19 protein-coding genes are annotated in these 18,646 nt (G+C 70.3%); 14 read left to right on the top strand and 5 right to left on the bottom strand.

Features of this window, described 5'->3' with window-relative positions; translation table 11 throughout:
* Window positions 1-179 precede the first annotated feature (179 nt).
* Window positions 180-1,133 (bottom strand): hypothetical protein, encoded by a 954-nt coding sequence (locus AB0M73_RS44635; protein WP_363905362.1) that lies wholly within the window; start codon window positions 1,131-1,133, stop codon window positions 180-182.
* Between the two features lie 391 nt (window positions 1,134-1,524).
* Between AB0M73_RS44635 and xerD the strand changes: the two genes are divergently transcribed.
* The 8 genes from xerD (at window position 1,525) to AB0M73_RS44675 (ending at window position 7,986) form a co-directional block, all read left to right on the top strand.
* The gene (gene xerD, locus AB0M73_RS44640) at window positions 1,525-2,442 is read left to right on the top strand and encodes a site-specific tyrosine recombinase XerD (protein ID WP_232241199.1); all 918 of its coding nucleotides are present in this window, start codon (window positions 1,525-1,527) and stop codon (window positions 2,440-2,442) included.
* A gap of 130 nt (window positions 2,443-2,572) precedes the next feature.
* The gene (locus AB0M73_RS44645; protein ID WP_043724152.1) at window positions 2,573-3,523 is read left to right on the top strand and encodes a ParA family protein; all 951 of its coding nucleotides are present in this window, start codon (window positions 2,573-2,575) and stop codon (window positions 3,521-3,523) included.
* Window positions 3,520-3,837, top strand: coding sequence for a hypothetical protein (locus tag AB0M73_RS44650; protein ID WP_363905367.1), 318 nt, complete (start codon window positions 3,520-3,522; stop codon window positions 3,835-3,837). The genes AB0M73_RS44645 and AB0M73_RS44650 overlap by 4 nt, the downstream gene beginning before the upstream one ends.
* Entirely contained in the window at window positions 3,830-4,672 is an 843-nt protein-coding gene (locus AB0M73_RS44655; protein ID WP_052395906.1) for a segregation/condensation protein A, read from the top strand. Before AB0M73_RS44650 ends, AB0M73_RS44655 begins: the two co-directional genes overlap by 8 nt.
* Window positions 4,669-5,589 carry an SMC-Scp complex subunit ScpB gene (scpB, locus tag AB0M73_RS44660; protein WP_363905371.1) on the top strand — a complete coding sequence of 307 codons (921 nt, stop codon included), beginning with the start codon at window positions 4,669-4,671 and terminating at the stop codon, window positions 5,587-5,589. The genes AB0M73_RS44655 and scpB overlap by 4 nt, the downstream gene beginning before the upstream one ends.
* Window positions 5,579-6,334 (top strand): pseudouridine synthase, encoded by a 756-nt coding sequence (locus tag AB0M73_RS44665; protein WP_084580302.1) that lies wholly within the window; start codon window positions 5,579-5,581, stop codon window positions 6,332-6,334. The genes scpB and AB0M73_RS44665 overlap by 11 nt, the downstream gene beginning before the upstream one ends.
* A 255-nt stretch (window positions 6,335-6,589) precedes the next feature.
* Window positions 6,590-7,009: a MarR family transcriptional regulator gene (locus tag AB0M73_RS44670; protein ID WP_363905374.1), complete on the top strand. Its 420-nt coding sequence runs from the start codon at window positions 6,590-6,592 to the stop codon at window positions 7,007-7,009.
* The gene (locus tag AB0M73_RS44675) at window positions 7,006-7,986 is read left to right on the top strand and encodes an MFS transporter (RefSeq protein ID WP_363905377.1); all 981 of its coding nucleotides are present in this window, start codon (window positions 7,006-7,008) and stop codon (window positions 7,984-7,986) included. Before AB0M73_RS44670 ends, AB0M73_RS44675 begins: the two co-directional genes overlap by 4 nt.
* Before the next feature lie 120 nt (window positions 7,987-8,106).
* Here AB0M73_RS44675 and AB0M73_RS44680 read toward each other — a convergent pair whose 3' ends face one another.
* The 3 genes from AB0M73_RS44680 to AB0M73_RS44690 all read right to left on the bottom strand — a co-directional run bounded on the left by AB0M73_RS44680 (window position 8,107) and on the right by AB0M73_RS44690 (window position 10,744).
* The gene (locus AB0M73_RS44680; RefSeq protein ID WP_363905380.1) at window positions 8,107-8,796 is read right to left on the bottom strand and encodes a hypothetical protein; all 690 of its coding nucleotides are present in this window, start codon (window positions 8,794-8,796) and stop codon (window positions 8,107-8,109) included.
* Window positions 8,797-9,064: 268 nt separating this feature from the next.
* Window positions 9,065-10,132, bottom strand: coding sequence for a helix-turn-helix transcriptional regulator (locus tag AB0M73_RS44685; RefSeq protein ID WP_363905413.1), 1,068 nt, complete (start codon window positions 10,130-10,132; stop codon window positions 9,065-9,067).
* A gap of 195 nt (window positions 10,133-10,327) precedes the next feature.
* Window positions 10,328-10,744 carry an NUDIX hydrolase gene (locus AB0M73_RS44690; RefSeq protein ID WP_363905383.1) on the bottom strand — a complete coding sequence of 139 codons (417 nt, stop codon included), beginning with the start codon at window positions 10,742-10,744 and terminating at the stop codon, window positions 10,328-10,330.
* Window positions 10,745-10,895: 151 nt separating this feature from the next.
* On the opposite strand from AB0M73_RS44690, the gene AB0M73_RS44695 reads away from it, so the two are divergent.
* Genes AB0M73_RS44695 through AB0M73_RS44705 form a run of 3 tightly spaced genes read left to right on the top strand, consistent with a single transcriptional unit; the run spans window position 10,896 to window position 12,336 of the window.
* On the top strand, window positions 10,896-11,663 hold the full coding sequence (locus AB0M73_RS44695) for a TauD/TfdA family dioxygenase (RefSeq protein WP_363905386.1): 768 nt from the start codon (window positions 10,896-10,898) through the stop codon (window positions 11,661-11,663).
* Window positions 11,660-12,133, top strand: a complete 474-nt coding sequence (locus AB0M73_RS44700; RefSeq protein ID WP_363905389.1) for a hypothetical protein — start codon at window positions 11,660-11,662, stop codon at window positions 12,131-12,133. Before AB0M73_RS44695 ends, AB0M73_RS44700 begins: the two co-directional genes overlap by 4 nt.
* Complete coding sequence (locus tag AB0M73_RS44705; RefSeq protein ID WP_363905392.1) at window positions 12,130-12,336, top strand: hypothetical protein; 207 nt, start codon at window positions 12,130-12,132, stop codon at window positions 12,334-12,336. Before AB0M73_RS44700 ends, AB0M73_RS44705 begins: the two co-directional genes overlap by 4 nt.
* Window positions 12,337-12,796: 460 nt before the next feature.
* On the opposite strand, the gene AB0M73_RS44710 is transcribed toward AB0M73_RS44705, so the two are convergent.
* Entirely contained in the window at window positions 12,797-15,844 is a 3,048-nt protein-coding gene (locus tag AB0M73_RS44710) for a BTAD domain-containing putative transcriptional regulator (RefSeq protein WP_363905395.1), read from the bottom strand.
* A gap of 95 nt (window positions 15,845-15,939) precedes the next feature.
* Here AB0M73_RS44710 and AB0M73_RS44715 point away from each other — a divergent pair, with 95 nt between their 5' ends.
* From AB0M73_RS44715 to AB0M73_RS44725, 3 genes are read left to right on the top strand one after another with little or no spacing between them, the layout of a single operon-like run.
* On the top strand, window positions 15,940-16,494 hold the full coding sequence (locus AB0M73_RS44715) for an SDR family oxidoreductase (protein ID WP_363905398.1): 555 nt from the start codon (window positions 15,940-15,942) through the stop codon (window positions 16,492-16,494).
* On the top strand, window positions 16,491-17,696 hold the full coding sequence (locus AB0M73_RS44720; RefSeq protein ID WP_363905401.1) for an MFS transporter: 1,206 nt from the start codon (window positions 16,491-16,493) through the stop codon (window positions 17,694-17,696). Before AB0M73_RS44715 ends, AB0M73_RS44720 begins: the two co-directional genes overlap by 4 nt.
* Window positions 17,697-17,703: 7 nt before the next feature.
* Window positions 17,704-18,492: an alpha/beta hydrolase gene (locus tag AB0M73_RS44725; RefSeq protein WP_363905404.1), complete on the top strand. Its 789-nt coding sequence runs from the start codon at window positions 17,704-17,706 to the stop codon at window positions 18,490-18,492.
* Window positions 18,493-18,646: the final 154 nt, after the last annotated feature.

Below are 18,646 nucleotides of genomic sequence, written 5' to 3' on the forward strand. Positions count from 1 at the left end.
CAGCTACCGGCCCCGTGTCGTCCATAATCGTGCTCCGGCACTCCCTGCGGTGACTGACCCTGACCCGGTCAGCCAATCACACCGACCGAGCCAGGTCAGCCACCGTGACCTGGATGGATCAGCGAGGGGAGGTGCGGCCGCCATGAGCAACCGCGACAGCTGAACCTCGCAGGCGCGCGTCAAGCGCCGTGGTAGAGACGGTGGCCGTCGACCAGTTCGATCTCATCCGTGTTGTCGGCGGCCACCAGCAGTTCGTTAGCGAAGCCGGCGCCACTGAAACACAGCAGCCGGCAGTTCGCCGCACCGGAAACACCTCGGTCCGCGAGCAGCCGGCGAATGTGCCGAAGCCGCTCCACATGGCCGGACGTCATGGTCGCGCCCCACTTGGCCTCGCCGATCGCGAGCACCGTCTGCCGGTCGGCGTCGTCCCGTCCGAAGACGACGACATCCAACTCGTGGCTGCGCTTCAGCGTCGGATCGGCCACAGATCCCGAGGCGACCGAGGTGCGGTGCCCGCCAACCGAGTCCGGATCGGCGTACCAGCGCATCCAGTCCCGGCAGACACTCTCGAAATGTGGTCCGACGATCTTGCTGCGGAACGTCTGTTCGGACCGCTGCCAGACCCGCGCGGCGTTGCCGGGCCGCTCGAGGTCTGTCCACTCGGGACGCATGATCGCGTGATAGAAGGCCATGATCGGCTCGGCGATCCGGTATGCGGACCGCTTGCCGTGAAATGCGTCCGGGGAGCGATGGATCATGCCGGTGTCTTCGAGCACAGTGAGTGCGTGCCCCAGGTCCGTCGACTTCCGGGCGAGATAGCCGGCGATGCCGCTGCGGGTGTGGTTGCCGGTGGCGATCGCGGAGAGAACGCCGTGGTAAAGGGCGATGTCCCGGAGGTCTGGTTCCTCCGCGAGCAGGAATCGCGCTTCGCCGAACAGCGGCCGGGACGGATTGAGGACATTGCGGACGACCCAGTCGTCGAAGTCGGCCGCACCGTTCGGTACGTCACCCAGCGTGAATTCACGGTGGTACGCAGGTATGCCCCCGACCACCGAGTTGACCAGTAGGGCCAGTCTCGGGTCCTCGGCGAGACCCCAGAATTCCGCGGCCAGTCGGTAGTCCAGCGTCGGCACGACCAAAGCGACGGCAGCTCCGGAGACGCACGCACGAGGAACGGGAACTCGTCGATGACAACGGGCAGCGGTCCACCCACCGCCACCGTCATCAGGACGTCGACGGCTTCGTCCCAGGTCTGGAAGTGGTGTGGCGCGGGTTCGCCGCGAAAGCGCGCCAACGCCGGGCCGAACTGCCGCAGCGACTCCGCCTCGGTTGCCTCGCCGGCGGCGAAGAAGAAGCCGCCGGTGGCCCTGCACACCGCGTCGAGCAGGAAGGTCTTGCCCTGTCGGCGGCCACCTGCGGTTCGTTAGCCGGGCCGGGTCTTGATCGCGGGGCTAGGCTACGGCGTGAGCCGGCCCGGAATGAGGTGAACTCCCGCTGAGCGCGCCGCATGTCACCGACCTGCCCGTGGCCCTCCGAGAAGCGACCGCGGGCTATCTGGACCACCTGGCGGTGGAGCGGGGGACGGCCCGCAACACGCTGGACTCCTACGCCCGCGACCTGCGCCGGTACGGCGAACACCTGGCGACGAAGGGTGTGGCGTCGCTGGCCGAGGTGACGGAGCCGCACGTGACGGAGTTCCTCGCGGCGCTGCGGGAGGGCGACGCGGACCATCCGCCGCTGGCGGCGTCGTCGGCGGCGAGGGCGGTGGTGGCGGTGCGTGGCCTGCACAAGTTCGCGTTCCGCGAGGGCATCGCGCCGCAGGATCCGGCCCGGGAGGTGCACCCGCCGGTGCCGCCGAGGCGGTTGCCGAAGGCGCTGCCGGTGCACGAGGTGCTGCGACTGCTGGACACGGCCACGGGGGACGATCCGCGCTCGCTACGGGATCGCGCGTTGCTGGAGCTGCTGTACTCCACGGGGGCGCGCATCTCCGAGGCAGTGGGCCTGGATCTGGACGACGTCGACCGCGGCGAGCGCACGGCGCTGCTGGACGGCAAGGGCGGCAAGCAACGGCTGGTGCCGATCGGGCGGCCGGCGCTGGCCGCCGTGGACGCCTATCTCATCCGCGCGCGGCCGGATCTGGCCCGACACGGTCGAGGGACCCCGGCGGTGTTCCTGAACTCGCGCGGTGGCCGCCTGTCGCGGCAGAGCGCGTGGCAGGCGCTGAAGAACGCGGCCGATCGGGCAAGCATCGACGTCGAGGTTTCGCCGCACACGCTGCGCCACTCGTTCGCCACCCACCTGCTGGAAGGCGGCGCCGATGTGCGGGTGGTGCAGGAGCTGCTGGGCCACGCCTCGGTGACCACGACCCAGGTGTACACGCTGGTCACGGTGACCACCCTGCGTGAGGTCTATGCCACCGCGCACCCGCGGGCTGTGTTCTGATTTAGGCCGTTCGTAGCAATCGGCGCAGCTCAACCGCGTGCGACACGCTACGGCGAGGCGCGTTGCCGCACTCCCCGCAGCGCCTTACGCTGCGGCTCAGGGAGAGTCAGGCCACGAGGAGACTGGAGCCATGTCGACACCGCAGCCTTCCGGGAACTCCGGGGAGCGGCTCGTTCGTGGACCCTCCGTCGAACTCAGCCTGGCGCCGCACGCCCGCCCCGAGAACGACGAGCCCGACGTCGCCCGGGACGGCCAGATCGGCCCCACCGGACGCCCGGTGCGCCACGTCCCCGAGCCCACGCTGATCGCCACCCACGGCCCGGCCACGATCCTGGCCGTGTGCAACCAGAAGGGCGGCGTCGGCAAGACCACCTCCACCATCAACCTGGGCGCGGCGCTGACCGAGTACGGCCGCCGCGTGCTGCTGGTGGACTTCGACCCGCAGGGCGCCCTGTCGGTGGGGCTGGGCATCCAGCCGCACCAGCTGGACCGCACCATCTACAACGTGCTGATGGAGCGCGCGGTCGGCATCGAGGACGTCGTCATGCGCACGTGCGTCCCGGACATGGACCTGCTCCCCAGCAACATCGACCTGTCCGCTGCCGAGGTGCAGCTGGTGTCGGAGGTCGGCCGCGAGCACACCCTGGTGCGCACGCTGCGACCCGTGATGGACCACTACGACTACGTGCTCGTGGACTGCCAGCCCTCGCTGGGGCTGCTCACCGTCAACGCCCTAGCCGCGGCCGACGGCGTCTTAATCCCACTGGAGTGCGAGTTCTTCAGCCTGCGCGGCGTCGCGCTGCTGATCGACACCATCGAGAAGGTCAAGGAACGGTTGAACCCCAAGCTCTCCATCACGGGCATCCTCGCCACCATGTACGACCCGCGCACACTGCACTCGCGGGAAGTGATGGCGCGCGTCGTCGAGGCGTTCGGCGAGACCGTGTTCGACACCGTGATCAACAGGACGGTGCGCTTCCCCGAGACCACGGTCGCCGGCGAGCCGATCACCACGTGGGCGCCCCGCTCGTCCGGCGCCAAGGCCTACCGCGCGCTGGCCCGCGAGGTGATCGCCAGGTGACTCGCCGCGTCCAGCTCCCGGGTGCGGCCGAGTTGTTCCGGTCCACCAGCGCGCCCAGGGAAACAGTCGTCAGTGACGAACCCGTATCCTCGGCGGGAACCGGTCGCCGCAAGCACGAGGCGAAGATCACCGTCTACCTGACCGACGAGGAGCTCCTGGCGTTGGAACACGCTCGGCTGGCGCTGCGCGCCGCGCACGGCATCGCCGTGGACCGCGGCCGGGTGGTGCGCGCGGCGATCGCCGCGGTGCTAGCCGACTTCACCCGCCACGGCGCCGACTCACAGCTGGTCAAGGGCATCACCAGGGATGACTGATGTGGACCCCGGGACCCCTGCCGAAACTCCCGTGGGCGGCAAGTTCACCGTCAAGCTCACCAACTTCGAGGGCCCGTTCGACCTGCTGCTGCAACTGATCTCGCAGCACCAGATGGACGTCACCGAGGTGGCGCTGAGCCGCGTCACCGACGACTTCATCGCCCACCTCAAGACCATGGGCGAGCAGTGGGACCTGGACGAGACCACCGAGTTCCTGGTGATCGCCGCGACCCTGCTCGACCTGAAGGCGGCGCGCCTGCTGCCGGCCGGGGACGTCGAGGACGAGGACGACCTGGCGTTGCTGGAGGCGCGGGACCTGCTGTTCGCGCGGTTGCTGCAGTACCGGGCGTACAAGCAGGTCGCGGCGCTGTTCGGCGAGCTGGAGGCGGGGGCGCTGCGGCGATACCCGCGGTCGGTGTCGCTGGAGGACCGCTACACGGCGCTGCTGCCCGAGGTCATGATCGGCATGAGCCCCATGCGGTTCGCCGAGCTGGCCGCCGCGGTGTTCCGGCCCAAGCCGCCGCCCACGGTGTCGTTGAGCCACCTGCACATGGGGGCGGTCTCGGTTCGTGCGCACGCCGCCGTGCTGCGGGTGCGGCTGGCCGAGGCGGGCGTGGCCACGTTCGGCGAGCTGGTGGCCGACTGCGAGAGCACGATCGAGGTGGTGGCGCGGTTCCTCGCGCTGCTGGAGCTGTACCGCGAGACCGTCATCCTGTTCGAGCAGGATGACGCGCTGGGGGAGCTGACGCTGCGGTGGGCCGGCGGCAGCCTCGAAGAGGCACGGGCGGCGGCCGAGGTGGATCGGGCGTTCGCCGACGAGGAGGAGTACGGGTGACCGAACCCGAGGACGAACAGAGCGGCCCGGAGCAGAGTGGCGAGGAGCAGTTCGAGGGAGCGGCCGGCGGTGGTGCGGCCAAGCCCGCGCCGGCGGAGGTCGAGCAGCCCGAGGACGCCGAGCCTGAGACCGAGGAGCCCGAAGCAGGCGAGCCGCAGGACGCGCAGACCGAGCCGGAGGCGGTGCCCGAGGCCGAGGTGCCCGCCGAGCCTGAGCCGCCGCGTTCCGACCCTGAGCCTGAGGCTGAGGAGCCCGAAGCAGGCTCCGTGGACGTCGCCGCCGTGATGGGGGCCGTGCTGGATGAGGCGGCCGCCGCGCAGCAGGCCGAGGCCGGCGACGAGGACGAGGCGCTGCCCTCCGACCGTCCCGACCTCACCGACGATGCCGTGCTGCACGCCGCCCTGGAGTCGCTGCTGCTGGTCGTGGACTCGCCGGCCGAGGACGAGCTGCTGGCGGGCACGCTCGAACAGCCGGTGAAGCGGATCCGGGAGGCGATGCAGGCGCTGTCGGCCCGGTACACCGAGTCGGGCAGCGGCATCGACCTGCGTCGGGTCGGGGACGGCTGGCGCATGCACACCCGCGACACCTACGCGCCGTACGTGGAGAAACTGCTGCTCGACGGCCAGCGGGCCAAGCTCACCCGGGCCGCGTTGGAGACGCTGGCGGTCATCGCCTACCGTCAGCCGGTCACCCGATCGAGGGTCGCCGCGGTGCGCGGCGTGAACGTCGACGGCGTGATCAGGACCCTGGTGACACGGGGTCTGATCGAGGAGACGGGCAACGACCCGGACACGGGTGGCATCCTGTACCGGACCACCGAACTTTTCCTGGAGCGGTTGGGGCTGTCCTCATTGCAGGATCTGCCGCCGATCGCTCCGCTGCTGCCCGAAGTGGATGCGATCGACGATGTCGGCTAACAACTCTGATGACGGTGTGCGCCTGCAGAAGGTGCTCTCCCAGGCGGGCGTGGCCTCACGGCGCGCGGCCGAGGAGCTGATCGCCGAGGGCCGCGTCAGCGTCGACGGCAAGGTCGTGCGCGAGATGGGGCGCCGCGTCGACCCGGACACGGCCGTCATCCACGTCGACGGCAGCCGGGTCATCGTGCGCGAGGACGTCCTGCACTTCGCTCTGAACAAGCCCAAGGGCGTGCACTCGACGATGTCCGACGAGATGGGGCGGCCCTGCGTCGGCGACTACGTGCGCGAGCGGGCCGAGTCTGGCGGCGCCCGGCTGTTCCACGTCGGGCGGCTCGACGTGGACACCGAGGGCCTGCTGCTGCTCACCAACGACGGCGAGCTGGCGCACCGGCTCATGCACCCCTCGTACGAGGTGCTGAAGACCTACCTGGCCGAGGTGCCCGGGCCGGTGGCCAAGGACGTCGGCAAGCGCCTCAAGGCCGGCATCGTGCTGGATGACGGGCCGATCAAGGTGGACGCCTTCCGTCTGGTCGACTCCATGCCCGGCAAGGCCATGGTCGAGGTCGTGCTGCACGAGGGCCGCAAGCACATCGTGCGCCGCCTGCTCGACGAGGTCGGCTACCCCGTCAACCGCCTGGTGCGCACCGACATCGCCGGCGTCCAGCTGGGCAACCAGCGTCCCGGCTCGCTGCGGCGGCTCACGCGGGCCGAGGTCGGCACGCTCTACTCGGCCGTGGGTATGTAACCACTGTCGCTTCAGTGACAAGTGAAAAAAGAGGCCTCTCCCAGCCGGGGGAGGCCTCTTCGCTGTGCTCGACTTCGTGCTGGTGAAGGCCCCTGTTTTCGAGGTCCGAGTGGTAGAATCGAACGCGTGAGCGAACCTTCGAACCCGGCTCCCAAGCCGTGGCCGGTGCCGCGGTAACTTCCTTCCCCTAGCTGATGACTTTCACCGCGTCGGGGTGCTTTGTGCCGTGAAAGTCATCAGCTAGGCTTAGTATTCGTGAGTGACGACCAGCTGGCGGTGGAGGTCCGGGAGGCTGTGTCCCGGCTGGCCCGTCGGCTGCGCCAGGAGCGGCCTCCGCATGAGCTCGGGCTGACCTCGCTGTCGGTGCTTTCGCGGCTCTACCGGCTCGGTCCGACCGGCCCGTCGGCATTGGCCGCCGCCGAGAACGTCCAGCCCCAGACGATGACCCGCGCGCTGGCCACGCTCGTCGAACGGGGCCTCGTCGCGCGTGAGCCCCATCCGACCGACGGGCGGCAGACCGTCGTCAGCATCACCGACGCCGGACGCGTCGTCCTGGAGGAGGACCGTTCGCGGCGGGACGCATGGCTGGCCGGGGTGATCGCCGAGCGGCTCACGCCCGTGGAGCGGGAGTTTCTCGGGGCGGCCGCCAAGCTCCTTGAGGCGCTCGCGCGATGACCATGCTCTCGCGCTCCGTCGGGCTGCGGTTGGTGCTGCCCGTGGTGCTCGGGACCCTGCTCAACGCCGTCAACTCGTCCATGATCGCCGTGGCGCTGGTCGACATCCAGCACGAGTTCCACGCCGGCGCCGAAGTCGTGTGGCTGGTGTCCGGGCTGTACCTGGCCACCGCCGTCGCCCAGCCGACCATGGGCCGTCTCGCCGACCGTTTCGGCGCGCGGCGCGTCTTCTGCTGGGGCCTGGTGATCGTCATGGCCGCCGCGACCGGCGCCCCGTTCGCGCACGATCTCGGCTGGCTCGTCGCCGCCCGGGTGCTGCTGGGCATCGGCACCTCGGCCGCGTACCCGTCCGGGATCTCCTTGATACGTCAGGGAATCGGCGGCGAGGCCACCGGCGCCCTCGGCGCCATCTCCGCCGCCGGCCAGGTCGCCGTCGCCCTCGGTCCGCCGCTGGGCGGCGTGCTCGTGCTGGTGGCCGGCTGGCGGTCGATCTTCTGGGTCAACCTGCCCATCGCCGCCCTGTCCCTGCTCCTGGTCCTGCTGTGGGTGCCCCGCGACCGTGCCCGTCAGTCCACTTCGGTCGGTCTGGACCCGTTGGGAATACTCCTGTTCGCCGCCGCCATGGTCGGCCTGTTGGTGTTCCTCTTGGAGTTCCGCTGGCTTTTCCTGGCCGCCGCCGTCGTGTTGGCGTTTGTCCTGCTGTGGTGGGAACTTCGCGTCTCTCGGCCCTTCATCGACGTCCGCATGCTCCGGTCCAACCGCCCGTTGAGCCACACCTACGCCCGCGTCGCCGTCACCTACGTCGTCTTCTACACGATCTTCTACGGCGTTCCCCAGTGGCTCGAACAGGGCCGCCTGCTCTCCAGCGCCGCGGCGCGAAGGTCGGCGTCCTGCTCGTCGGGGACGAGGACGGCGCAGAACCCGAAGAGCGGGGAGGACGTCGGCTTGAAGCCGCGGTCGCCGGTCCCGTCGATGTAAACCCGCAGCAAGGGGGTAAGTCACGGTCCTGACAGCTGGGCTCGGCAATCAATTCGCTGTGGATAACTCCATGGTTAGCCACAGCCTGGATGTCGGCTCTTGTGTGGTCGAGACCGATGTTCAGCGGTTGTCCACGTGGCGGTGAGCAGCGGTGGCCCTGAGCTGCTGACGCCGTTGCCCTTCGGCCTCCCACCGGTTCCGCTCAGAGCTGGTCATGTCCGGCGGCCCGAACAGCTCGTCGAATACTGCTTCAGCGAGGTGGAGCGGACGGCGGCCCAGGTCGGGGTGCCAGATCGGGTACGGCTTGGCCCGGCCGAGGCGGAGTAGATCATCGGGCACGGCGGGCGCGTAGAGGAACTCGACATCCTGTTGTGCGTAAGGACTCGGCGTGCCGCCCGGCGTGACTGCCGGGTCGAAGAAGATCCTCACTGACTTCAACCCGGGGTCGGCGGCGTCCTCGACGCTGATCAACTGCCACGAGTCGTCCACGTCGCCGACCGTGCGGAAGCCGACCGCCACGTTGATGGGCGTGTAGCTCGGCTCCGTCGCGATGACCGGAGCTCCGGCCGAGTACTGGCGGTACAGCACGTTGTGCGGCATCCCGATCTTGGGGCCGAGTGCGCGCCAGGACTGCCCGATTTCTTGACACTCGGTCATCGCGCTGCGCAGCGCCCAGGCGAGGAAGTGCTGGGCCTCGGTGATGATTTCGGCGCGCTTCTCCGGCTGCCCCTTTTTCATGGCGAGGTTGAGGAGCTCGATCACGTTGGACATGCACGTGTCGGTGGTTGTGCGGGTCTCCTCGGTCACCATGGCCGCCCTCTCCGAGTCTTGCCCGGTCGGTCGGACATGATCGCCGGTGCCTGAAACTTAGGAGGACTATAGAACCGATACTCCAGAGGAGCAAGTATGAAATCCCTTCGAGTATCAGTGCAGGTGGGCGATGCTCCATCGTGCCGCAGTAGGACCGCAGGTGCGGCGGCGCCGGTGACCGCGACCGACCGCATGGCGTTCGCCATCTTCACGTACAGCGCGACGTCGTCCGGCTAGGAGTGCGAGGCGTCGATGGTGCGGCCAATCCTCAGGCAGCCGGCGCCAGGAGCCCACGTAGCCGCCGGAGGGCCGCTCTGCCAGCATCCACGGCTGCGGCCAAACCGCCGCGTTCCGCCGCTCGGATTGCCCGTTGAAGCTGGTGCGGCAGCCGCCGGTACTCAGCCGTGGCAACCGCGTTCAGCAGCGCCTCGCTTGCACCGTCGCGGTCGCCGCTAGCGGCCAGAACCTCGCCCGCCGTCACCCGCTCGATCACCTGCCACTGCGGCGCAGCCGGCTCACCAACACGATCCCCGTCGAGCACACGCAGCGCCTCACGTTGCCGACCAAGCGCAAGCAGTCCACGGGCGTGCACCTCGCGCACGGTGAACGGGTTCAACAGGATGCCGTGCTCGGTGCCAGTGTCCAGCAGCCTCCGACACCCGTCGATGGCGGCGGCGAACTCGTCACCGCGGCCAGCTTCTCCAGCGGCGCGGGCCAGCAATGTCAGCGCCGAGCCGCGCCCGGTCGGGTCGGCCGACACGGCAACAGCCTGTTCAAGCCGAGCAACCGCCGCCCGCGACCTGTTCGCCTTGCGCAGCTCGTTGCCGTGCATCCGCAGCGTGTGCGCCAGGAAGCTGGTTTCCTCGACGTGCTGGGCGACCATGAGTGCCTTCCCGGTCCACACGGCCGCGCCGTTGAGCCGCTCCTCCGGCAGCACGGTGCCAAGCGACACCCCGAGCGCCAGGCGGGCAGAGGCGAGCAACAGCACTGTGTCCGGCTCCAACCGTCCCTCGGCGGCGCGGGCCTCCAGGCGAGCGGCGAGCGGCCACAGCTCGTTGACCGCCTCGACAGCCTTGCCTGACTGGCGGGCGATCTCGGCGAGGCGAATGACGCTGTCACCGAACTGCACCATCGCGGCGAAGTCCCCGTCGTCCGGGTCGGTGACGCCGAGCAGGTGGTACGGCAGGCCGAGCCGGCGGGCGATGTGCCGCCGGCCGGCGACGTCACCCGGCTCGCGCTTCCGCTTCTCAATCATTGCGATGTACGACGGGTCGTACCCGAGGATCTGCGCGACGGCGGCCTGTGACAGGTGGTTCGACTGCCGGTAGGCCCGCATGATCAACGCCAGGTCCCGGGTGGACAGCGCGGCGGCGGCGTTCGGGTCTGACCACATCCACACGGCGGGTGCCAGACGTGACGGCGGAGCTGGCAGCGCGGCGGCGGTGGCACGGCATGTCGGGCACGCCGTGGTCGAGGCGTAGCGGCTCAGGGCCGTCCCGCAGCGCTCACACCTGGCCGCCACAGCCCTGGCCTACCCTGCCGCCTGAAGAACACGGAGCCGGTCGAACCAGGCGGCGATGGACCGCTTGTAGCCGTCCGGCATCGTCAGGCCCGGTACTTCGTCCTTGGTGAACTCGCCGATCCGGTTGTGCTCGTGGCTGACCACCGGGGCCGCGTCCGAGGCGGAACGGCAGCCGTACGTCACGATGAACACGTCCTTGGCGGCGACCGTGATGTGGTACATCCAGGCGTCCAGGATCTCCACCACCTGCACCGGCAGCCCGGACTCTTCCGCGATCTCACGGGCCACGCACTGCTCCGGCGTCTCGCCGGCCTCGATACGGCCGCCGGGCAGCTCCCACTCCTCGCGCTCGTTGCGGACGAGCAGGACCCGGCCGTCCCGCACGAGGACACCCTTCACCGACACCGGGTAGGCGGGCTTGGTCATCGTCGGCCTTTCCACGTGGACCAGTGACCGCACGGTAGCAGCGGGTACAGCGGCTGCCGCTGTCGACGATGTTGACAATCTGTCAGTGGACGGCCGCTGACCTGGTGCGATCTCCTGACCACCACGACCCGCACCGACGAGAGGGGATCCCATGCTCGCGGCCGCTCCGCTCTCCGACCGCCACGTCGAACTCCGCGCCGCTGGCGGTGTCGGCGAGTTGGCCGCCGTGCTGGCCTTGCACGGCTTCGCCACGTTCGACGGCGTCCCTGGTGAGGATGCCTTGCTTCAGCTCGCTGGACGCCTCGGCCAGATCGTGCGGCACCGCGACAGCGGCTCGTCCGGCGTCACCGTGATCGCCGATCGCGGGCAACGAGCAGTGCGACCGGGGCAAGCCGGCTTCACCACCCAGGCCCTCATTCCCCACACGGACTGCTCGGACCAGCAGCACCCGGCCGAGTTGGTCGTCATGACCTGCGTCCGCTCCGGCCAGCAGGGCGGAGAGTGCGTGATTGTCGACGGGCAGACGGTGTACTCGGAACTCGCCGCCGCCGCGCCCGACGTATTGGTGGACTTGTCGGCACCGAGAAGCGCGCTGTTCGGCGGTTCGGCCGGGCTCCTGGCGGCCGTGTTCGAGCCGATCGATGATGGTCTGGTCGGTGTGCGTCTGCGGCTGGATGACCTCGCGCGGTTCGCACCTCAGGCTCAGCGGTGGATTCCGCTGCTGCGGCGCACGATCGACCGTTGCGCGTTCAGCTTCCCGCTGCCGGCGGGAACCGGCTACATCGTGAACAACAGGCGCTTCCTGCACGGTCGGCGTGCCTTCAGCGGGCACCGCATGATGTGCCGCGCGCTGGTCCGCCCCCGGCCCGCATGGCGCATTCCGGCAGGTTTCGCCCCACTAGGTGAGGCCGCTCCGTGAACCAGCATTCCGGTCCGGACACCAGAATCGCCACGACCGACGGCATCGGCAATGCCGGCGAGGCTGTCCGGCAACGGATCTTCACCACGTGGTTGACCAGCGCCGATCGTGTCGACCACGCGGTGACCGACGAGGAGTTTCACGACAACCGGCCTGAGCCGGCCGCGGTGTGCGGCGCGGTGATCGTGCTCGCGTCGATGGAGACCCCACCCGGTCCGCGCTGCGCCCGGTGCGCGACCTTCCTGACGGCACGGGAGTCCCTTCGGGACCCTGATCAGCGCCTCGACCCGCACCGGCAACGCCGCCCGTCGTGGCTGAGCTGGCTCTTGCACGGCGACACACGGACCCCGGCCGTCCCGAGCCCGCGCGCACTCGCTCGGGACGGCCGGCGCCAGGCTCCGGTGGACACGGTGGGCTCCCCGGCCGCCGTGTCCACCGGGCTCCACTCGGCTACGGGAGGTGGAGCGTGACGGCCGCCGGCCAGACGGAGCAGGAGCAGCGCGCGAACCGGGCGTTGGTGCATTTCCACTTCGCCATGGCGTTCCTGTCCGTCGGCGACGTGGCCGGCGCGGACGATTATCTGACGGACGTCCGGTCCCGGAACGGGGTCGAGATGTACCAGTCCGTGATGGACATGATCGCCGTGCACACGCACACCCCGTTGGAGCGGTGACCGACGCTGTCGACTTGTTGCCAGGCCAATGGTCCAGTGGCGGCACGGTGCCGGTCGGCGCGCCTGCCGTGGTCCATTTCGGACTTTGCGGGTTGGCGACGGCACCGCGCCGGTCGCGCTGGCCTCGGTGTCCGGTGTACGCCGCCTCTGGCGCATCCGATCGGGGACGCAAGTCATCTTGCCCTGATCGGCACGGTGACGTGCGGCCGTGGAGATCGGCACCGGGCCATTGGCTACTGCGTTCTCATCCGTCCGGCAGGCCTGCTGGAGCGCGTCGACGATGTCGCCGATCTTGAGCGGGCGGCCGGCCGCCTTGAGGACGGCGACGATCGCCCGGTCCTTGGTCATCTTCGCCAGGTCCGCAGGTCCTGGCGATGCCTCGGTGATCTGGTTGGCGGCGATCGCGCGCTCCAGTGCGTCCTTCGGCGCGTAAGCCCTCGATGCGTGCGCCGAGTCGGGTCTACTGAGACTGTACGGCTTCGAAGGCTGACACCGCTTCGGGGATCGACATGGTGGTGCCGCGGGCGAAGGCGTCGGCGAAGGCCGGGCCGAGGGCGGCGGAGGTGGCGGTGGTGATGCGGTCTACGTCGCCGCGCTCGGCAGGGGGCAGGGGAGCGCCGACGGAGCGGCGGGCGGCGTCGGCGGCGCCGAGGAGGAGGGCGGCGGAGTGATGGCCCTGGAGGGAAGCGGCGCCGGCCAGGCCCTCCAAGGACAGGGCCAAGGCTCGGGGCTCGGCCAAGGAGCGGGCGATGGCCAGGCTGCGGAGATGGAAAGCGGCGGCTGAGGGGAAGTCGCGGCGGAGTTCGGCGATGAAGCCCAGCTCGGCGAACAGGAGGTGGTCGCCGGCCTGGGAAGAGAGGGCCGAGTAGCCGTCACGGATGTGGTGGAGGTGGCGCTCGGCGGCGTCGAGGTCGCCGGAGCGGCGGGCGCCGAGGGCGAGGCCCATCTCGGAGTGGATCTGGCCGTAGGTGTAGCCGTGCTCGACGGCGAGGCGGTGGGCCTGCTGGTGAAGGTCGCGGGCACGGTCCCAGTCCCGCTCCAGGAGGGCGAGGCGGCCGAGACCGGAAAGACGGGCGGAGACCTCGGCCTGAAGCCCGAGCTCACGGGCGAGGGAGAGGCCCTCGCGCTGGATGCGAGAGGCGTCGGCGTAAGAGCCGCGGATCTCGGCCAGAGTGGCAAGGGGCGGGATGGTCTGCATCTCGCCCCAACGGTCGCCGAGCCGACGGAAGATCTCGGCGCTGCGAAGGCCGTCGCGGCCGAGGGCGGCCAGGTCGCCGCGGCCGAGGGCGAGCATGGCCCGCAGGGCGAGGGAAGCGGCGATGCCCCAGTCCTCGGCGGAAGCGGTGAACATCTCCAAGGCGCGAGTGTTGACGGCGTCGCTGGCATCGGCGTCGCCGGCGCTGAAAAGGCCGTACGCGAACAGCCACAACGCCCGGGCGGGAGCGTCCTCAATGGACACCGAGGCGGCGGAGTGATCACCGGTGAGCAGGGCGAAAGCGCCGTGCAGCACGACAAGCTCGGGGTAAGCGCTGTCGGCGACGGTGGACAGGGTGCGGCGGGCCTCGGTCAGGCGGCCTCGCAACAGCCACCACCACGACAACGCGGCGGCTAGGCGGGCGGACTCGGCGCCGACCTCCAGCGCGGCCCGCATGTTGCCGGCTTCGGCGTCCAGGCGGTCCAGCCACACCCGCTGGTCACCGCCCCGCAGCAAGGGATCGGCGCGCTCGGCGACGGCAAGGTAGTGCCGGAGGTGACGCTCGCGGACGGCGGCCAGGTCCTCCATCTCGTGCAGACGCTCGACGGCATACGCGGCAACGGATTCCAGCAGCCGGTACCGATTCCCGGTCATGACGACCAAGGACCGGTCGACCAACCGGGTCACCAGATCCAGCACCTCCGCACGGGTGACGCCGTCGCCGGCGCACACCTCCTCGGCGGCGGGCAGGTCACAGCCGTCGCGGTGAACGGCCAAGCGCCGCAACACAATGCGCTCGGGCGCGCTCAGCAGCTCCCAGCTCCAGTCGATCATCGCCCGCAGGGTCTGCTGACGAGCCGGGGCACCACGCTGCCCGAGGGTCAGGATGGAGAAACGGTCGTGCAGCCGTACGGCCAACTCCTGCACGCCCAAAGCCCGCACGCGCGTGGCGGCCAGCTCCAACGCCAAGGGAATGCCGTCCAGGCGCTGGCAGATCTCCGTGACGGCATCCAGATCCGAAGGCTCACAAGAGAAACCAGGCGCCGACGCGCGAGCACGGGCCAGGAACAGCGCAACGGCGTCGGGTGTCGGCAGCGGCTCGACGGCGAAGACGCCCTCGCCGGCCAGACCGAGCGGCTCCTGACTGGTGGCCAACACCCGCAGGCCGCTGGCGGTGCGCAGGAGCAGCTCGCTGAGCTCGGCGGCGGCATCGATGACGTGCTCGCAGTTGTCCAGGACCAGCAAGGTGCGGCGGTCACGCAGCGCGGACGCGAGACCGGCGGCACCGCCGGTCGCCCCGGGCAGGTCGTCGCGAATCCCCAGCACGGCGGCGACGACCTCGGCCAGCTCGGCCGCGGTTCCGGAGCGGACGCCGGCGAACTCGACGAGCCAGACGCCGTCCGGGAAGTCGGCTGCCCGGGCCAGAGACGCGGCGGCGGCCACGGCCAGGCGGGACTTCCCGACGCCGCCGGGGCCGGTGAGGGTGACCAAACGCGCCGTCCCGCACAGCTCCGCCAGCAGTGCTAGCGCCGACGAACGACCGATCAGCGGCGTCAGGGCGTTGGGCAGGTTCGACCGCGCCGGCTCCGTGCCGGCCGCGAGGTCCTGCCGCAGCAAGGACTCGTGCAGGGACCGTAGCTCGGGACTCGGATCAACCCCGAGCTCCTCGGCCAGCCGCTCACGCAGATCGGCGTACGAAGCGAGCGCCTCACCCTGGCGTCCGCTCAAATACAGCGCGCGCATCTGAGCGGCCCGCAGACCCTCCCGCAGCGGGTGCTGCGGCACCGCGTCGGCGAGCTCGCCCAAGGCCAGGGCGTGCTCGCCAGCCTCCAACCTGGCCTTGGCCAGCTCCTCCACCGCCGACAGCCGCAGCTCCGTCAGCCGGTGCGCGGGCGTCTGCGCGAACTCCTCGTCCGCGTAATCCGCGAACGGCGCGCCACGCCACAGCTTCAGTGCCTCCGAGAGCGCAGCACGGGGATCGGAAGTCGAACGAGCGTCCGCCACCAGCTGACGGAACCGCACGGCGTCCAGCGAGTCGGAGGCGTCCAGCCGCAGCCGGTAGCCCGGCGGCTGCCGTTCGACCCGGTCGCCGAGGATCCGCCGCAGCTGGGAGACCTTGGCCTGCAACGCCCCGAGCGGCTTGCCCGGCGGGGCATCGCCCCACAGGCCGTGCACCAGACCGTCCACGCTGACCGGGGCGCCCTCATGGGCGAGCAGGACCGCGAGCAGGGCTCGCACCTTGGCCTCCGGGACGGTGACCGGTTCCCCCTGCTCGTCCCACACCGCCAGTGGGCCGAGTACCCCGAACCGCATCCACCGCTCCCCTCCGCAAGCCCGTCGTCAGTCGATCGTAAGCAACCCCGAAGCGCCACCGCGCACTGTTGCCCCGTGTGAAGGGAGCGGCAGCCATGGCCAAGTACGCGGGAACCAGGGCGGCGGTGATCGGCGCGGTCGACGACATCGGCCTCGCCATCGCGAAACGCCTGGTCGAAGGCGGCGCGCGCGTCGTGCTGACGGCGGACACCGCGGACCAGCGGGCCCACGCCCGGGCCGAACTGGGCTCGGCGGGACAGGTCGTCGCGCCGGCCGACATCGTGGCCGGTCTCGGCGACGAGGACGTGGACATCGTGTTCGCCGACGCCGTGGCCGACGCGACACAGCTGCTGTCACGGCTGCGTGACGGCGGCTCGGTCGTGCTCACCACCCCCGCGTCCGCCGCGGGCGTCGAGGCGCTCGCCGCGGCGCTGGCGGTGCGCAGCATCCGGGTGAACGCGGTGACGCCGGGCTGCATCGCCGGCGGCGAAGCCACCCCGCTGCCGCCGCTCGGCCGGCTCGGTTCCGCCGAGGAGGTGGCCCGCGCCGCGCTGTTCCTGGCGACGGAGGCCACCTTCACCACCGGCGCCCGCATTCCCGTCGACGGTGGCGGGAGCCATCGGAAGTCAACCAGGAGAACCGGAGCATGAGCACCCAAGAGACCACCTCCCCACCGGTGCGGGACAACAGCGCGTCAAAACTCCCCCTCTTCGCGCTGTTGTCCCTCGCCACCGCCGTGTTCATCACCAGCCTCACGGAGACGCTGCCGGCCGGTCTGCTGCCGGCCATGAGCGGCTCGCTCGGCGTGAGCGAGTCGGCCACCGGGCAGACCGTGACGATCTACGCGCTGGGCACCGTGCTGACGGCGATCCCCCTGTCGACGGTGACCGCGGGCTGGCGGCGCAAGCGGTTGCTGCTGACCGCCATGGCCGGCTTCGCCGTGGCCAACACGGTCACGGCCGTGTCGTCGATGTACGGCCTGACGATGGTGGCCCGGTTCGTCGCCGGTGTCGCCGCCGGCCTGGCCTGGGCCCTGCTGGCCGGGTACGCCAGCCGCATGGTCGCCCCGAACCAGCGGGGACGGGCGATCGCCATCGCCATGGCGGGCATTCCCGTCGCGCTGTGCCTGGGCGTGCCGGCCGGCACCTTCCTCGGGCAGCTCACCGGCTGGCGGACGGCGTTCCTGGCCATGACGGCGCTGACCGTGCTGCTGCTGGTGTGGATCGTCGCGGCCGTGCCGGACTACCCGGGGCAGGGGCGCGGTGAGCGGCCCAAGCTGCTGCCGACGCTGCGCATTCCGGGCGTGACCCCGGTGCTGTTCGTCACCCTCGTTTTCGTGCTGGCGCACACCATTCTGTACGCCTACATCGCCACATTCCTGACGGCGCTGGGCATGGGCGGCGACACCGACCTGGTGCTGCTGACCTTCGGCATCGCCTCCATCCTGAGCATCTGGGTCGTCGGCGCGCAGATCCACCGCCACCTGCGGATCCTCAGCGTCGTCAGCTCGCTGCTGGTCGCCGTGGCCGCGGTGCTGCTGGCCACGCTGTCCCACGACCAGGCCCTGGTGTACGTCGCTGCCGCGCTGTGGGGGCTGGGCTGGGGCGGCGTGCCGACCCTGCTGCAGACCGCGGCCGGTGAGGCCGGCGGCGAGTCGGCCGACGCGGCCCAGGCCATGCTCGTCACGCTGTGGAACGTGGCCATGGCCGGCGGCGGCGTGGTCGGCGGCGTCCTGCTCGACCTGGCCGGCAGCGGCTCGTTCCCGTGGGCCGTGCTGCTGCTGATGCTGCCGGTGATCGCGGTGATCGTGGTCGCCCGCCGCCACGGTTTCCCCACCCCTGCCAGCCACTGAGGACACCATGACTCTGCACCACGTCGAGATCGGCGACGGGACCCCGGTCCTGCTGCTGCACGGCTACACCATCGACCACCGGCTCATGCTGCCGCTGGAGTCCGTCTTCGCGGCCCGGCCGGGTTGGCGCCGGCTCTACGTCGACCTGCCCGGCTCGGGGCAATCGCCCCGGCTGTCCGGTCCCGTCACCGCGGATGCCATGGGGGAGGCGGTGTTGGGCTTCATCGACACCGCCATCGGCGACGAACCCTTTGCCGTCGTGGGCATTTCGTACGGTGGCCAGCTGGCCCGGCACGTCGTCGCCGAGCGGGGCGCGCAGGTGCTGGGCACCGCCCTGCTCGCTCCGCTGGTAAAGCCAAGTGGCGCAAGGGATCTGCCCGAGCGGCAGGTTCTCACCCGGGACGAGGCGCTGCTGGCTTCCCTCGATCCGGCGGACCGGGACATCTTCACCGCCATCGCCGTGCACCAGGACGAGGCGGGCTGGGAGGCCTTCCGCGACCACGTGCTGCCCGGCATTCGCGCACACCACCGATCCGACGCCGCCGCGCTGCTGAAGGCGTACATGCTCAGCAAAACCCCGGAAGACGTGTTCGGCGCGCACCACGGGCGTCACCTGCTGGTGACCGGCCGGCAGGACCACATGGTCGGCTGGCGCGACCAGCTTGAGCTGCTGGAACACTACCCGCGCATGACGTACGCGACGGTCGACGGGGCCGGCCACAACGTCCACCTCGACCAGCCGGCGCTCGTGGACGGCCTGCTCGGCGGCTGGCTGGACGCGATCACCCGGGACTGAGAAGGAAACGTCGGGGGCCCCCCCCCGGGGCGGGCGCCCCGGCAGCCAGGGACCCGCACAAATTATTAAAGGCCCCCAATACACCGAAAAAAAACATAAGGACATAGGTAAAAAAAAACAAAAAAAAACAAAAAAAAAAAAACAAAAAAAAAAA

The organism is Kutzneria sp. NPDC051319, from assembly GCF_040682195.1.
GTDB lineage: Bacteria > Actinomycetota > Actinomycetes > Mycobacteriales > Pseudonocardiaceae > Kutzneria.

Bases quoted from the DNA above. Each gene is read 5' to 3' on its own strand.
- AB0M73_RS44725 (WP_363905404.1), top strand. From the start codon at position 17,704: ATGACTCTGCACCACGTCGAGATCGGCGACGGGACCCCGGTCCTGCTG.
- AB0M73_RS44645 (WP_043724152.1), top strand. From the start codon at position 2,573: ATGTCGACACCGCAGCCTTCCGGGAACTCCGGGGAGCGGCTCGTTCGT.
- AB0M73_RS44680 (WP_363905380.1), bottom strand. From the start codon at position 8,796: ATGGTGACCGAGGAGACCCGCACAACCACCGACACGTGCATGTCCAAC.
- AB0M73_RS44695 (WP_363905386.1), top strand. From the start codon at position 10,896: ATGCTCGCGGCCGCTCCGCTCTCCGACCGCCACGTCGAACTCCGCGCC.
- AB0M73_RS44685 (WP_363905413.1), bottom strand. From the start codon at position 10,132: ATGCGGGCCTACCGGCAGTCGAACCACCTGTCACAGGCCGCCGTCGCG.
- AB0M73_RS44710 (WP_363905395.1), bottom strand. From the start codon at position 15,844: ATGCGGTTCGGGGTACTCGGCCCACTGGCGGTGTGGGACGAGCAGGGG.
- AB0M73_RS44690 (WP_363905383.1), bottom strand. From the start codon at position 10,744: ATGACCAAGCCCGCCTACCCGGTGTCGGTGAAGGGTGTCCTCGTGCGG.
- AB0M73_RS44675 (WP_363905377.1), top strand. From the start codon at position 7,006: ATGACCATGCTCTCGCGCTCCGTCGGGCTGCGGTTGGTGCTGCCCGTG.
- AB0M73_RS44665 (WP_084580302.1), top strand. From the start codon at position 5,579: ATGTCGGCTAACAACTCTGATGACGGTGTGCGCCTGCAGAAGGTGCTC.
- AB0M73_RS44655 (WP_052395906.1), top strand. From the start codon at position 3,830: ATGACTGATGTGGACCCCGGGACCCCTGCCGAAACTCCCGTGGGCGGC.
- AB0M73_RS44720 (WP_363905401.1), top strand. From the start codon at position 16,491: ATGAGCACCCAAGAGACCACCTCCCCACCGGTGCGGGACAACAGCGCG.
- AB0M73_RS44715 (WP_363905398.1), top strand. From the start codon at position 15,940: ATGGCCAAGTACGCGGGAACCAGGGCGGCGGTGATCGGCGCGGTCGAC.